Source organism: Mesorhizobium sp. ESP7-2, from assembly GCF_020164715.1.
In the GTDB taxonomy this organism is placed as follows: domain Bacteria; phylum Pseudomonadota; class Alphaproteobacteria; order Rhizobiales; family Rhizobiaceae; genus Mesorhizobium.
The window spans coordinates 351,979-364,961 of sequence record NZ_JAIUGQ010000001.1; the positions used below are offsets into that span (position 1 = coordinate 351,979).

Here is a 12,983-nt window from a genome sequence, read left to right on the forward strand (position 1 = left end):
TTGGCGTCGCGTGAAAGATTTCGTCTGTCGTCGCGGTATCGGCAATTGGCGCCAGAAATCCCGCCCGCGCTGTCATTCGGCGAAAATCGATAGGTCCATTCATGTCGGCTTGGCATTGTACGACCAAGAGAAGACCAGCCCTGAACAATGAGCCAAGGCGGTCTTCTCGTTGGCAGTCTGGTACGCTCAGTATGCCTTCTTCACAACCTTCTTCATGTGATGGTGATGATGGCGATGGTGGTAGCGATGGTGGTAGCGATGATGGTGGTGGCGATGATGATGCTTTGCCATCATGGCCGCATCCGCGCTCGTCGCACCGATGACCGGCGCCGTGAAAACGAGGGCAACTGCAAGCCCGATGGCCGAGAGGAGGGACTTCTTCATGGATCGTTTCCTTTCTTCGCAGGCAGGTATCAATCGGGCCGATATCCCGACCGCCGCGAATGGAATTACGCTCCTGAATTTTTTCGTCAGTATTTCCCGATTGTAGAATCTTGTTTCTGAACTGTTTCGGAGGAAACTGGCTTCCTGCTCCGTCATCGCCAGGGTCGAAAGCCGGCTGTTTGGCTTACATCGGCGGGATCACGCCATTGTTGCCCACAACGACGCGGCTGGCGCTGAGCGTGCCGTCAGCCTCGCGATGCGCGGGAACGAAGACCGTCGCGCTTGGCTTGAGATCGGTCGGCGCGGCCGGCGCGAAGGTGACGACGGGCGTGCCGTCGGGTATGGAGATCTTCTTCGTCTGCCCATTGTCATAGGTCAGCGTCACGGCCCGCCCGTTTATGTCGGTGACGTCGGCGACGGTGCCGTTGGTCATGCGGCTGTTCGGCTCCAGGTCCCAGGGGCGGTCCCCCTCGCCAGTGCCTTTCAGGGCTGCGGGAAAGATCACCACTTCCAGAGCGCCGCTGCCGCCGTCGGCCTTGGAGACAGAGGCGATGCCGAGGAAATCGCCCTGCTTGATGTCCTTTACCGACGCGTTGGCAACGCCTGAAATCTTCCAGCCGTCTTTCAGTTTGGCCGCGGCGGCATCGCCCTGACGGGTTTTCACGGCGAGCAGCGACGGCTCGAAACTGACCACCGTGCCGCGCACGCGCACTGCGTCAGCTGCCTGCGCGCTGGCCACGCCGACGCCGGAAAGCATGGAAATCGTGCCGAGCACGAAGAGGGATGTCTTGAGGTTCATGGGGGTATCCTTTTGGGAAAGGCTGGCGGAAAGCGATGGTTTCACGCCAGCGACGTCGAGATAACGAACGGGTGGGGCGAAACTGCTGGGCAAAAAGCCGGTCGGGCGTTCAAAACAACTTGATCGGGGCAGGGCGTGGCAGCGCTTGGCAAATCGCTGGCGAGAGGGCATCTTCCTGCTCGTCTCAGGCAACATCCATTTTGATCAAATGCTTTCAGTCAACGGAGTTGCCAATGCCCAACAATGCAAAAAACCACGCCCTTTCCGAACCATTAGCCAACGAGATCGGGCCAGATTACAACACCCTCAGGGCAATGCGGGAAACGCGCGGATACAGCCTCGAAGCGCTTTCCCTGACCTGCGGCCTCTCGGTCGACGAGATCGAGGACATCGAAAGCGGCCGGGCGGCCGACCCGGCGAAGCTGCGTCGTATCGCGTCCGCGCTTCGTTTGGCCCAGGACGCTCCCATTGCTTCCGCCGCACCGACACTGGCCGCACAAGGCCGGCCTCAGGCATAGATCGGCGACAGGCATGCCCAAGAAACCCGCCAAGGCCCGCTTGGCGGGTTTCTTGTTCACGCGATGGCATTCTCCGGCAAGCCGGGCTTGCCGATTTGCAGATCGCACGTGTTCATACGTGCGGCCCCCAAATCCGCGCCGATCGCATCTGCCGTGCATCGGGCCTGAACCGTGAGTTTTTCGATATGAGCCTGGACTCCGTTGGTGCCTTCTTCACGGCTCACGCGCCTGATATCGAGGTCATTGTCACGCAATCGAGTTCGGCGACGGTGACGCTGGCGGCGGAAGCGCATGGCGTCCTGCCGGCGCAGATCGCCAAGACGATCTGCCTTCGCGTCGGCGAGCGCACCATGCTGGTCGTGACCAGCGGCATCGCCAGGCTGGACAACCGCAAGTTCAAGGACCAGTTCGGCGGCAAGCCGCGTATGCTGGACGCACAAGAGGTTGTCGCTGCCACGAGCCATCCGGTGGGCGGTGTCTGCCCGTTCGGCCTGCCGGCGCCGCTGCCGGTCTATTGCGACGTCTCGCTGCGCGAATTCGCCGAGGTCGTACCCGCCGCCGGCGCCACCAACGCCGCGGTGCGGATTGCACCGCAGAGGATGGTCGAACTGGTTGGCGCGGAATGGGTGGATGTGTGCCAGGCCTAGTGCCGGATCCAATCCTGAGTTGAGCCGGGCAGGATGGGCAATTCGAGAATGAGGGGCGGACTTGTGGGGGCAAGTCCCTGCTTTAAAATGGTCGGAGTGGCCGGATTCGAACCTTATCCGGAGTCCGAGTGTCCACTGAGTGTGTAGATTGGTTTTTCGCAAGCTTCCGAACTGCGCTCACGACAAAACGCGCCGTCCCGATTAGCCAGCGCTGACTTCCGTTTCGGAAGAGTATCCACATTTCGCCCCCCGCAGCCGCCATTATCGCTTCACGTCACAGGTCGCGGGAGACGATCCGGCGGGCGCTGACGGCGACTTGGTCGCTCGGCTTGGCATACGCCCTGACGAGCCACGGGGCCCAGGGCAGCCAGTGTGCCCATCACCGTCCCCGTCTAAGACGGCCTTGCTGACTCCGATTTGAGCAAAATCAAAGACTGCCTTATCGAACAGCAATATTGATGCCTCTGACCATTCCGGCGCTTCGCATGCCGAATGACAACGGAGGTTCTGATGGAAATCACCACTCGCGATCTAATGACGGTGCTCCATGGAATGGGCTTCGGCGCTCTTTTCATGCTCGCATTTTCCGGTGCCATTGCCGGTCTCTATAGAATGTCAGCCCCAGGGGCGCCGCCAATGAGTTCAAGGGAACAGTCGCTGCTCAACTTTTGGCTTGTCGCGATGGTGGTTCTCTCATGGCTCACGGTGTTCTCTGGCGCCTACGGCGTCTATCCGTGGTATCGCGCTGTTCCGCCGGCCGGGGTGACCGATCTTGCGGAGTATCCGCGGAGCCTTCTCCTGTCGAGCCCAAGAACATCTGAGTGGCATTCTCTCGGCATGGAATGGAAAGAGCATGTCGCCTGGCTGGCGCCAATCGCAATGACCATGGTGGCCTATGTCACCATGAAGTACGGACGAGCGATCATTCAGCACCGGAACATGCGCATCTCGGTCTTGGCCTTTGCGGTCGCGGCCTTCTTCGCCACGGGCGCAGCCGGTGCACTGGGCGCGTTCCTCAACAAATACGCTCCCGTCCGCGGCGGCCAGTCGATCGTATTGATACAAGGAGAGCAACCGGAAGGAGCTCAAACACCAGGAGTGCAGCGACAGGCCGCGCAGCCAAAGGGAGAACAGCCATGACCATCTCGCAGAAGCCGGTCGTCGGCAAAAGCCAACCCGTTGAAACAATCGCTGAAACCATACCCAATGGTCCCGGCGGGGCAGCCATTCTCGCCGCAGGCATCGGATGCGCTACCATCGGTATCCTGGCTCTCGCCGGCGATGCCTCGAAGGCCATCAACGGCTTGCTGAACTTCTACAATCCGACAGGAGCTCTCTCCGGCGTGACGACCGTGGCCATCATCGTCTGGCTGGTGGCGTGGTTCATCCTCTCGCGTCGTTGGGCGACCAAGACCGTGGCGATGAGCAGGGTCAATATCGCCGCTTTTGGGCTGCTCCTCGTCGGTGTACTCCTCACCTTCCCACCGTTCATGGATTTCCTGCAGGGCAAATAGTTGGCCTGAGGCAAGCGCTGCGTCGGGGATACCGACGCAGCATACCTTTCATCTTCACCAGCCCGCTCGAACCGAATAGCCGCTGCTTGAACGGCAAGGCATCCGACACCTCCCCGGTGGAACATAGTGTGGCATTCGTCTCTGCGCTGCCTACGCGCGCTGCACAACGCGAGCCCTACCAGCTTAGATGAAGCGTGCGTTTCGACAGTCTAGCTGGATCGGGTGCTTTTCGGGCTGTCCGATGGAACTAGGATCAGGGTTGCCGCAGCACCAACCACGGCGAAGACAGCTCCGTAGATAAATACGGCTAGGTGCCCAAGTCGGTCCCAAAGAAGGCCTGCGATTAGGCTCGCAAGGAGCTGGGTCAGCCCGACGAGCGAACTGTACCAGCCGATGCCGCCCGCGCGCAGCTCGCTCGGCACGAAATCGGCGGCGAGCGCCTTACCGACAGTGCGGAAGGTTCCTTGGTAGGCGCCGTAACAAACAAACAGAATGGCAACAATCCAGACGTTGGCGCTGAGTGCAAATCCCCCATAAGCGACAAAGAACACTGCGAACGCAGCGAGCAGAAGATTGCGGCGGCCGAGGTGATCGGACAGAAAGCCCGTCGGATAGGAGACCAACGCAGCGACAAGGTTGAACCCGGCATAGACGAGAACCGTGTTCTCAACCGAGGCACCCGCGGCCTGTGTTTCAAGAATAAGGAAGGCGTTGCTCGAGTTGCCGATGCAGAACAGGCCAGTCGCCATCAGGTACTTCCAGTAGGCGCGAGGAAACCGCCGGAGGCTGATATCAACCTTGGCCTTAGCGGCGAAATCGACATGCTCCTCGCGCACGAACAGCACGATGGCGAAGGCGAGCAGGCCCGGGATGACGGTGAGGTAGAAGATTACGCGCATATCGAGTCGAAACGCACCGAGCAGCAGCACGGCGATGAGTGGCCCGAGAAAGGCGCCTAGATTGTCGCCGACTCCCTCGAGGCCGAAGGCTTTCCCGCGGTGTTCCTCCGCCGCGGCTGCGGCGATAAGTGCATCGCGCGGTGCGGAGCGGGTGCCGGCGCCGACACGATCGAGGAACCGTGCACCGAGCACCATCGGCCATGCCGATGCAAGTCCGGTTAGGGGCTTGGAAAGGGCCGAAAGGAGATAGCCGGCCAGGGCAATGGGCTTGCGGCGCTGCATCCGGTCAGACGCCCACCCGGAGAAGCCTTGCACGATGTTCTGTGTCGCCTGCGCGACACCGTCGATCAATCCGACTACGCTGCCACCCGCCCCAAGAACTCCGGTCAGGAAGAGTGGAAGGATCGGGTAGAGCATCTCGGTCGAGATGTCGGCAAACAAACTGCAAAACGACAGCAGGATGACGTCGCGTGTCAACCAGGACGAACGGGTGCGGACATTGGGCATGGGTTTGGCCGAAGATCTGACGAGGAAACGCCAAGCACTGACCGTCGTTCAGCGAGTCTGACGCAACGTATTTCGAAAAGGTAGGTCAACCGTCGAAGACGTCCATACGTTGCCAGAATCCGCCCCCTGGATTGGTCTGGCTGATGTCCTTCATTGTGCCCCGGGCGGCGAAAACGTGATCTATGGATGATTTCGCAGATTGACTTCAACGCCTACAAGCTCAGCCCGAAACACGCCACGGGTCATGGATGAAGCTGCCGGAAATTCACGGGCTTTGGACAGTTAGGCAACCATGGAGACTGATGCGCGAGGGGGCGATAATGCACGAACCCGGCTCCGCGGCGGCCGCTGCAAGCGGTGCGGGGAAAATCCAGGTCCTTCGGAGTCAAAGCTGGATCGCCACATTGGGGGATGAGGCGTCTGTGAAATGGTCGGAGTGGCCGGATTCGAACCGACGACCCCTTGACCCCCAGTCAAGTGCGCTACCGGGCTGCGCTACACTCCGGACCGGTCGCGATGTATCGTGATAACCCGGCTCGGGTCAACCGATTTCCGCGATAATTGTCTTGCCGCGACCGCGGGCTTGAACGAGGCCCGCAATACCGGCCTCAACTCCCGCTGGTGGCGGTATTCCAGGGCGATGGCTCCCCAGATCAAGCCAAGCAGCAGATACATGTGGCGCCAGTGGTCGATGTCGATGAAGGTGCCGAGCCCGATATTGCCGATGAAGGCGACGTAGGCGCACAGGAGGTAGGGCTGCCAGGGCCGGTCGCGCAGCAGGATGCGGAACCCCGCCGATATCGTCCAGACGATCAGCGTCAGGAACGAGACGAAGCCGAGCCAGCCATAGTCCATCAACATCTTCAGCCAGATGTCGTGCGTGTCCTCGCCGTAGATCGTGCCGAAGACCAGCGGCCCGATGCCGAACGGATGCTCCATCGCCATCTGGAAACCGATCGTGTAGCGGGCGAAGCGGCCGAGGCGGGCGGTGTCGTAGCTCTGTTCGAGATGGGCGCGGTTGGAGAACATCTCCGCCACGCCAGGCAACTGCAATATGACGATGATGGCGATGGCCAGCAGCGATAGCGCGGCGATGGTCATGATCACCACGCGCAGTCGGAACATGCCGCTGGCGCTCTGCAGGAACAGGCAGCCGGTGAGCAGGACGGCCGAAACCGCGAACATGCCCCAGGCGCCGCGCGAGAAGGAGAAAAAGATGCCGGCGCTGATGACCAGCAGCGGCATAGCCAGCAGCGGCATGCGCGTGACCGGTCCGGTCAGCAGCAGATAGAGCAGGTAGATGCCGGGCAGCACCAGGAACGGCCCGAACACGTTCGGGTCCTGGAAGGCGCCGGCGGCGCGGTCGTATTTGGTGAACATTTCCGCGCCCGGGAAAGCATGGAAATAGCCCGCTATGCCAAGCAGCGACGTCGCCACCGCCGAGACGACATAGGCGTTGAAGATCAGCCGGTAGAGATTCGGCTGCGTGGCGGTGACCGATGCGAAGAACACGGCGCTGAAGGCGAGGAACAGCGACACGGCGAGATAGAGCGGCGTGTTGGCGAGGTTCGCCATCTGCGTCATGGAGATCATGCCGCCGATATTCATCGTCACAAGCAGCACCAGCAGCGGCATGGCCGCGCGCGAAATCCTCAGGCCGAACAGAGCCCAGATGGCGATCAGCCCGGCCATGTAGATTTCGTAAGGCGCCGGCTCGCTGATGACGAACCCCGACAGAAGAATGCCGAGGACGACCGCGCTCGAGGAGATCAGCGTGATCAGCTTGGCGTTGACCGCCGCGCGCGGCAGATCATGGCTGATCGCGCTCAATAGGCGTTTTCCGTATTGAGCAGGCGGATCGGCGTCAGGAACAGGATCCGCAGATCGAACAGCAGCGACCAGTTCTCGATGTAATAGAGGTCGTATTCGGTCCGCATGCGGATCTTCTCGTTGGTGTCCATTTCGCCGCGCCAACCATTGATCTGTGCCCAGCCGGTAACTCCTGGCTTGACCTTGTGGCGCGCGAAATAGCCATCGACCACCTCGTTGTAGAGCAGGTTGTGCGACTGCGCGGCAATGGCGTGCGGGCGCGGACCGATGAGCGAGAGCGAGCCGAGCAGCGAGTTGAAGAACTGCGGCAGTTCGTCGATCGAGGTCTTGCGGATGAAGCGGCCGACACGGGTGACGCGCGGATCGTTCTTGGTCACTGTCTGCTTGGCGGTCGGGTCCGACCTGTCGGTGTACATGGAACGGAACTTGTAGACCTCGATCGCCTCGTTGTTGAAGCCATGCCGCTTCTGCTTGAACAGAACCGGCCCCTTGCTGTCGAGCTTGATGGCGATTGCCGTGCCAAGCATCACCGGCAAGAAGACGACGATGCCGACGAGACTGAAGATGATGTCGAAGGCGCGTTTGGCGACCGAGTCCCAGTCGTTGATCGGCTTGTCGAAGATGTCGAGCATCGGCACCGAGCCGATGTAGGAATAGGCGCGCGGACGGAACTGCAGCGCATTGGAATGCGCCGACAGCCGGATGTCGACCGGCAGCACCCACAGTTTCTTCAGCAATTGCAGCACGCGCGATTCGGCGGTCAGCGGCAACGACACGATCAGCATGTCGATGCGGGCGATGCGGGCGAATTCGATCAGTTCCGAAATGGTGCCGAGCTTGGGATAGCCGGCGACGAGGGCTGGCGAACGCTTGTCGTTGCGATCATCGAAGATGCCGCAGATGCGGATGTCGTTGTAAGGCTGCTTTTCCACCGAGCGGATGAGCACTTCCGCCGCCTTGCCGCCGCCAACGATGACCGCGCGCCGTTCCATGCTGCCATCGCGCGCCCAGCGCCGGATCAGCTTCGACATCACCAGCCTGAGACCGAAAAGGCAGACGAAGGCAACGACGAACCAGGTGCCGAACAGCAGGCGCGAATAGTCTTGCGACATCTTCATGGTGAACGCCGTCAACGCCATCATGGCGAAGGTCCCGGCCCAGACCAACAGGATGCGCCCAAAATTGGCGATCGGCCGCATCAGGGACACGACCTGGTAGCAATCGGTGACATCGAGCAGCACCACGGCGAGGAACGACGCGGCGGCGATCGTCAGCGGATATTGCCAGGCGAGGTAATTGAAGAATCCGACGTAGTAGAAATAGACGCAGAGCCCCGAGACCAGCAGCACCGCGAATTCGACCATGCGCAGCACGCCGCTGACCATGATCGGCGACATCGTATCGCGCCGGTATTGCGACGCGACCTGCCGGGCAACGTCGTTCATGCCGCCGGGCTTGTCGCCGTCGGCAGGGCCGTCGAATTGACGCACCGCTTCTGATGAAAAGCGGTTCGCGGGGTCGATTTCGTTCATGGAACTGTCCGCAAGCTTTCCCTGGGTGATTAGCAAAAGAGAGCTAAGAAACCCTTGAAACAACCTGTGGCTTTGGAAGAGCCTGAACTACTTTTCGAGCGCGGCGAAGTAGGCCTTCTCGATTTCGGCGGCCATGACGTCGGCGCCGAAGCGCGCCCTGAGCGTGGAGTCATCGGGCATGAGTTTGCGATAGGCGGCAAGGTCGCCCAGCGCCTGGCTCATCTTCTCGGCGAGCTCAGTCGGATCCGGCCGGATCAGGGCAGGGGAGCCCGAACCGAAAATCTCCGGTATGCCGCCGACCGAGGTTGCGATCATTGGTCTTGCCGCGGCAAGTGCCTCCAGCACGGTATAGGGCATGGCTTCGGCGCGCGAGGGAACGACGACGAGCGCAGCCAGCACGAAGGCCTCCCGGGCCGGCATAGGCGGCAGGAAGCGGACATTGCCTTCAAGCCCCAGGCGCTTCACTTGCGCGTGGTAGCGGGGCAGGTCATCGCCGTCGCCGACCATCACCGCATTCGGCGCCCGCCCGAGCCGGGGCGCGGCGGCGGCCAGGGCATCGATGAAGATGTCGGGACCCTTGAGGTCACGCATCATGCCGATATAGAGAAAATCGGCCGCATCGGCCCTGGCGGTCACCGGCTCGAATTCGGTGGCGCGAAGGCCATTGTAGACCAGCGTGTTCGGGATCGGCGGCTCGCCAACCTTCCTGCGATAGGTCCGCCGCTCGTAGTCGGACACGAACAGCAGGCTATCGGTGAAGCGTGCCATGAGATGCTCGAGTGCGAAGAACAGCTTTCCGGTGACGGTGTTCTCGTCATAGTGGAGAGAGCCGCCATGCGGCGAATAGAGGCGGGCTACGCGAGACCTTGATACCCGCAACAATGAGCCGAACAGACGGGCATAGGCGCCACCCTTGGCGCCGTGCCCGTGCAGCACGTCCGGCCGCAATTCCTTGATGATCCTGTAGGTGCGCCGGGCCGAGGTCAGGTCGCCCGGGCCGACATGGCGCTGCATTGGCGTGCGATGGATGCCGAGCGCCAGCATGTCCCTCATCTGCTCGAACAGACGCTCCTCGAATTCGCCGCCGGTGGTCGAGTCGCAGACGATGCCGACCACGTGGCCGGCGGCGACCTGCGCTTCCGTCAGGTCGCGCACGTGCCGGAAAATTCCTCCGACGGGTGAGCGAAAGCAGTGGACGATCCTGAGCTTGCCCGCCACGAGGTGTCTGTTCAGAACAGGCGTTCGCGGACGTAGACGGTATCTCCCGGCAGCAGCGGATCGGAGGTGACCACGCGGCCGGTTATCACCTTGCCGTTGATGTCGCGGGTGATGTCGACGCTCTCCTGGTTGGCGCGTGGCGTGAAGCCCCCGGCGATGGCGATGGCCTTCTGCACGGTCAGGCCGGGCACGTAGGAATACTGGCCGGCGGCGCCCACTTCGCCCATGACGAAGATCGGTCGGTAACGATCGATCTCGACCGAGACGTCGGGGTCGCGCAGGTAGCCTTGCCGCAGTTTGTCGGCGATCTCTTTCTCCATCTGCTGCGCGGTGTGGCCACGTGCCGGTATGGCGCCGACGAGCGGGAAGGAGATGTAGCCGGACTGGTCGACGCTGTAGCTATTGGTCAGGCCGTCCTGCTCGAACACGGTGACGCGGACACGGTCGCCGGCGCCGAGACGATAGGGCTGGTCGAGGACCTCGTGAAAGGCGGCCGGCGTCGGCCGGTAGCTGGAGCAGCCCGCGAGCATCGACACGGCAAGCAGTGCGCGAAAGAGGGAAGCAGTGCTTTTCATGATCGGACAGGTACCTTCGACTGGCCGCTGCGGCGTCGCAGCAAACATCTGGGATCGCGCCCGTTATCATCCTGTTAGGGTTAATGGCCGGTAAAGGAGCCCCGCCAATAGCGATCAGCAGACAAGGTTTTGCGATTTTATCGATTTTTTGCTGTTGCCCGCAGTAAACCCTAATGGAAGCTTACCGTGATCTTAACGGCTGAGTTACCATAGTTGTTTACGGTGCGTCCCGACCCAGTTTCGGAGTAGGGATGCATGTCCGTTCAATCCGCGGCCGCAGACGTCGATGTTGATCTCAGGCAGCTCTTTGCCAGCCTGGGGCGGAACTGGCTGCGGATTCTGGTCTTCGTTCTCGTCGTGACGGGACTTGCCTTCGCGGCCGCGTCGTTCGCGACCCGGTATTACAAGGCCGAGACGCAGGTGGAGATCGCTCCACGTGAATCCGTCTACACCCGTCCGGCCGGCAGCAACAATGACGGCGACAAGCCGATCCTCGACGAGCAGGGCGTTGCTACCCAGGTCCAGATAATTTCGTCCAACGAAATCCTCAAACAGGTGGCGCAGAAACTCGGCCTGTCACGACTGCCTGAGTTCGACGAAACGATCAACATGTCGTCCCTGAGCCGCGGTCTGATCCTGCTTGGATTGAAAAGCGACCCGATGGACGTTCCAGCCGACGAGCGCGTGCTGAAGAAGATGCGCGAGAAGCTCAACGTCTACGGCGTTGAAAAGACTCGCATCATTGCCATCGAGTTCTCTTCGGAAGATCCCAAGCTTGCCGCCGCCATCCCCGATGCCATTGCCGCCGCTTATATAGCTGGGCAAGGCGCGGCCAAGAGCGAATCGAACACCGCCGCCGCGGACTTCCTGGCGCCCGAGATCGCCGACCTGTCCAAGCAGGTCAGGGATGCCGAAGCCAAGGTCGCGGCTTACCGCGCCCAGTCGGACCTTCTGATGGGCGGTAACAATTCCACCCTGGCCACCCAGCAATTGGCCGAGTTGTCGACCGAGTTGTCGCGGGTGCGGGCCAACCGCGCCGCTGCCGAAGGCACGGCCGAGAGCGTGCGCAAGGCACTGCAGAATGGCGGATCGCTGGATTCACTGCCGGAAGTGCTGTCTTCCGATCTGATCCAGCGTTTGCGGGAGCGGCAGGTCGAACTGCGTGCCAACATCGCCGATCTGTCGACGACGCTGCTCGACAATCATCCGCGTATTCGCGCCGCCAAATCACAACTGGCCGATCTCGATGCGCAGATTCGCAGCGAAGCCCAGAAGATCATGAAGGGGCTGGCGATGCAGGCCGATGCCGCCAAGGCGCGCGAAAGCCAGCTTGTCGCCGACGTCAACACGCTCAAGGCTGCTTCGGCGCAGGCCGGCGAGCAGCAGGTCGGGCTCGACGCGCTGCAGCGCGATGCCGCCGCCAAGCGCCAGCAGCTCGAACTTTACCTGACCAATTATCGCGAGGCGGCGTCGCGTCAGGATCGCAACTATGTTCCGGTCGACGCTCGCATCGCCTCGCCGGCTTCCGTTCCCTCCGAGCCGTACTTCCCCAAGATCGGGCCGATCGTCGGTGCTGCCGCCGCGGCTTCCCTTCTGCTGGCGGCGGTGTTCACGCTGCTTCGGGAGCTCTTCTCGGGCCGCGCCATGCGCCCGGCCAGCGGAGCGCGGTTTGAACCGATCGACGAGGTGGCGATGCCGCCGGCCGCTTATCAGGAGCCATCCACCCGCTCGGAGCCGGCAGTCGCCAACGAGTTCGCCAATCGCGCCGCCGAGCCGTCATGGCCCGAAGCGCCTGCACCGACGCAGCCGCGGCCTGCCGCCGAGGTCGAGCCTGTCGCCAAAGCGAAGCCTGTCGCCGAGCCTGAATCCTTGGCCAAATCTGAACCCGTTGCCGAGCCTGAGCTCATGGCTGAGCCGCCGGAGCCCGTCGTGGAGGTTCGTCGGCCGCGTTCCGTGCTCGGCGAGATCGACGTCGACAAGGCTGCCGAGAAGCTGATCGCCAGCGGGGCCGCGCGCGCCATATTCGTTTCCCCCGAGGGCGACGAGGCGGCGGCGTCGGCGATCCTGGTGGCGCGCGAGGTTTCCGACGCCGGCCTGCGCGTCCTGCTGCTCGACCTCACGGCCTCGGGAGCTGCTTCGCGGCCGATGCTGGACAGCGGGCTTTTCCCCGGCATCACCAATCTGCTGGCGTCGCAGGCGCAGTTCAGCGACGTGATCCATGCCGACCTCTATTCCGACTGCCATGTCATCCCGGTAGGCACCGCCGATCCGGTCCGTGCCATGCGCGCCGCCGATAGGCTGCCGATCATCATGCAGTCGCTGACAACGGCCTATGACCTGGTGGTGGTCGAATGCGGCCCGGCCGACGCACAAGGCATCAGCCGTCTGGGCGGCGAGGCCACCGAGGTATTCTTGTCCATGCTGGAGGCCGACGACGAGGTGACGCAGGCCGCGGTCAAGTTGATCGAGAGCGGCTATCCCGACCTGACGCTGGTGACGCCGCTCGGCCACGAGCCGCCAGGCAACCCGGTGCCGGGGCGGCGTTCAGCAGCCTGAAAGA

At 62.1% G+C, this 12,983-nt stretch carries 12 protein-coding genes and 1 tRNA gene; 5 read left to right on the forward strand and 8 right to left on the reverse strand.

Annotated features, from left to right (window positions below):
• Window positions 1–186 precede the first annotated feature (186 nt).
• Both LB543_RS01855 and LB543_RS01860 read right to left on the reverse strand, forming a co-directional pair.
• A complete protein-coding gene (locus LB543_RS01855) occupies window positions 187–384 on the reverse strand; it encodes a hypothetical protein (protein WP_140755353.1) in 198 nt (65 codons plus the stop codon).
• Window positions 385–568: 184 nt separating this feature from the next.
• Window positions 569–1,183 carry a hypothetical protein gene (locus LB543_RS01860; RefSeq protein WP_224612673.1) on the reverse strand — a complete coding sequence of 205 codons (615 nt, stop codon included), beginning with the start codon at window positions 1,181–1,183 and terminating at the stop codon, window positions 569–571.
• 233 nt (window positions 1,184–1,416) lie between these two features.
• Between LB543_RS01860 and LB543_RS01865 the strand changes: the two genes are divergently transcribed.
• The 4 genes from LB543_RS01865 to LB543_RS01880 all read left to right on the forward strand — a co-directional run bounded on the left by LB543_RS01865 (window position 1,417) and on the right by LB543_RS01880 (window position 3,862).
• Window positions 1,417–1,701: a helix-turn-helix domain-containing protein gene (locus LB543_RS01865; protein WP_224612674.1), complete on the forward strand. Its 285-nt coding sequence runs from the start codon at window positions 1,417–1,419 to the stop codon at window positions 1,699–1,701.
• Between the two features lie 185 nt (window positions 1,702–1,886).
• The gene (locus tag LB543_RS01870) at window positions 1,887–2,348 is read left to right on the forward strand and encodes a YbaK/EbsC family protein (protein ID WP_140755347.1); all 462 of its coding nucleotides are present in this window, start codon (window positions 1,887–1,889) and stop codon (window positions 2,346–2,348) included.
• Between the two features lie 510 nt (window positions 2,349–2,858).
• Entirely contained in the window at window positions 2,859–3,488 is a 630-nt protein-coding gene (locus LB543_RS01875) for a hypothetical protein (RefSeq protein ID WP_224597897.1), read from the forward strand.
• Entirely contained in the window at window positions 3,485–3,862 is a 378-nt protein-coding gene (locus LB543_RS01880) for a hypothetical protein (protein WP_224612675.1), read from the forward strand. The genes LB543_RS01875 and LB543_RS01880 overlap by 4 nt, the downstream gene beginning before the upstream one ends.
• 209 nt (window positions 3,863–4,071) lie before the next feature.
• Here LB543_RS01880 and LB543_RS01885 read toward each other — a convergent pair whose 3' ends face one another.
• From LB543_RS01885 to LB543_RS01910, 6 genes are all read right to left on the reverse strand, one after another.
• On the reverse strand, window positions 4,072–5,268 hold the full coding sequence (locus tag LB543_RS01885; protein WP_224597895.1) for an MFS transporter: 1,197 nt from the start codon (window positions 5,266–5,268) through the stop codon (window positions 4,072–4,074).
• A gap of 428 nt (window positions 5,269–5,696) precedes the next feature.
• Window positions 5,697–5,773: transfer RNA gene (locus LB543_RS01890), tRNA-Pro, on the reverse strand.
• A complete protein-coding gene (locus tag LB543_RS01895; RefSeq protein ID WP_224612676.1) occupies window positions 5,764–7,098 on the reverse strand; it encodes an O-antigen ligase family protein in 1,335 nt (444 codons plus the stop codon). Before LB543_RS01895 ends, LB543_RS01890 begins: the two co-directional genes overlap by 10 nt.
• Window positions 7,095–8,630, reverse strand: coding sequence for an undecaprenyl-phosphate glucose phosphotransferase (locus LB543_RS01900; RefSeq protein ID WP_224612677.1), 1,536 nt, complete (start codon window positions 8,628–8,630; stop codon window positions 7,095–7,097). Before LB543_RS01900 ends, LB543_RS01895 begins: the two co-directional genes overlap by 4 nt.
• 87 nt (window positions 8,631–8,717) lie before the next feature.
• On the reverse strand, window positions 8,718–9,848 hold the full coding sequence (locus LB543_RS01905; RefSeq protein ID WP_224612678.1) for a glycosyltransferase: 1,131 nt from the start codon (window positions 9,846–9,848) through the stop codon (window positions 8,718–8,720).
• A gap of 11 nt (window positions 9,849–9,859) precedes the next feature.
• Entirely contained in the window at window positions 9,860–10,423 is a 564-nt protein-coding gene (locus tag LB543_RS01910; protein WP_140755335.1) for a polysaccharide biosynthesis/export family protein, read from the reverse strand.
• A 255-nt stretch (window positions 10,424–10,678) separates the two neighbouring features.
• Between LB543_RS01910 and LB543_RS01915 the strand changes: the two genes are divergently transcribed.
• Window positions 10,679–12,979, forward strand: a complete 2,301-nt coding sequence (locus LB543_RS01915) for a GumC family protein (RefSeq protein WP_224612679.1) — start codon at window positions 10,679–10,681, stop codon at window positions 12,977–12,979.
• Window positions 12,980–12,983 lie beyond the last annotated feature (4 nt).

What these genes read in the sequence shown, in the direction of transcription:
- LB543_RS01860 (WP_224612673.1), bottom strand. Translation starts at nt 1,183, where the DNA reads ATGAACCTCAAGACATCCCTCTTCGTGCTCGGCACGATTTCCATGCTT.
- LB543_RS01915 (WP_224612679.1), top strand. Translation starts at nt 10,679, where the DNA reads ATGTCCGTTCAATCCGCGGCCGCAGACGTCGATGTTGATCTCAGGCAG.
- LB543_RS01910 (WP_140755335.1), bottom strand. Translation starts at nt 10,423, where the DNA reads ATGAAAAGCACTGCTTCCCTCTTTCGCGCACTGCTTGCCGTGTCGATG.
- LB543_RS01880 (WP_224612675.1), top strand. Translation starts at nt 3,485, where the DNA reads ATGACCATCTCGCAGAAGCCGGTCGTCGGCAAAAGCCAACCCGTTGAA.
- LB543_RS01855 (WP_140755353.1), bottom strand. Translation starts at nt 384, where the DNA reads ATGAAGAAGTCCCTCCTCTCGGCCATCGGGCTTGCAGTTGCCCTCGTT.
- LB543_RS01875 (WP_224597897.1), top strand. Translation starts at nt 2,859, where the DNA reads ATGGAAATCACCACTCGCGATCTAATGACGGTGCTCCATGGAATGGGC.
- LB543_RS01885 (WP_224597895.1), bottom strand. Translation starts at nt 5,268, where the DNA reads ATGCCCAATGTCCGCACCCGTTCGTCCTGGTTGACACGCGACGTCATC.
- LB543_RS01865 (WP_224612674.1), top strand. Translation starts at nt 1,417, where the DNA reads ATGCCCAACAATGCAAAAAACCACGCCCTTTCCGAACCATTAGCCAAC.
- LB543_RS01900 (WP_224612677.1), bottom strand. Translation starts at nt 8,630, where the DNA reads ATGAACGAAATCGACCCCGCGAACCGCTTTTCATCAGAAGCGGTGCGT.
- LB543_RS01870 (WP_140755347.1), top strand. Translation starts at nt 1,887, where the DNA reads ATGAGCCTGGACTCCGTTGGTGCCTTCTTCACGGCTCACGCGCCTGAT.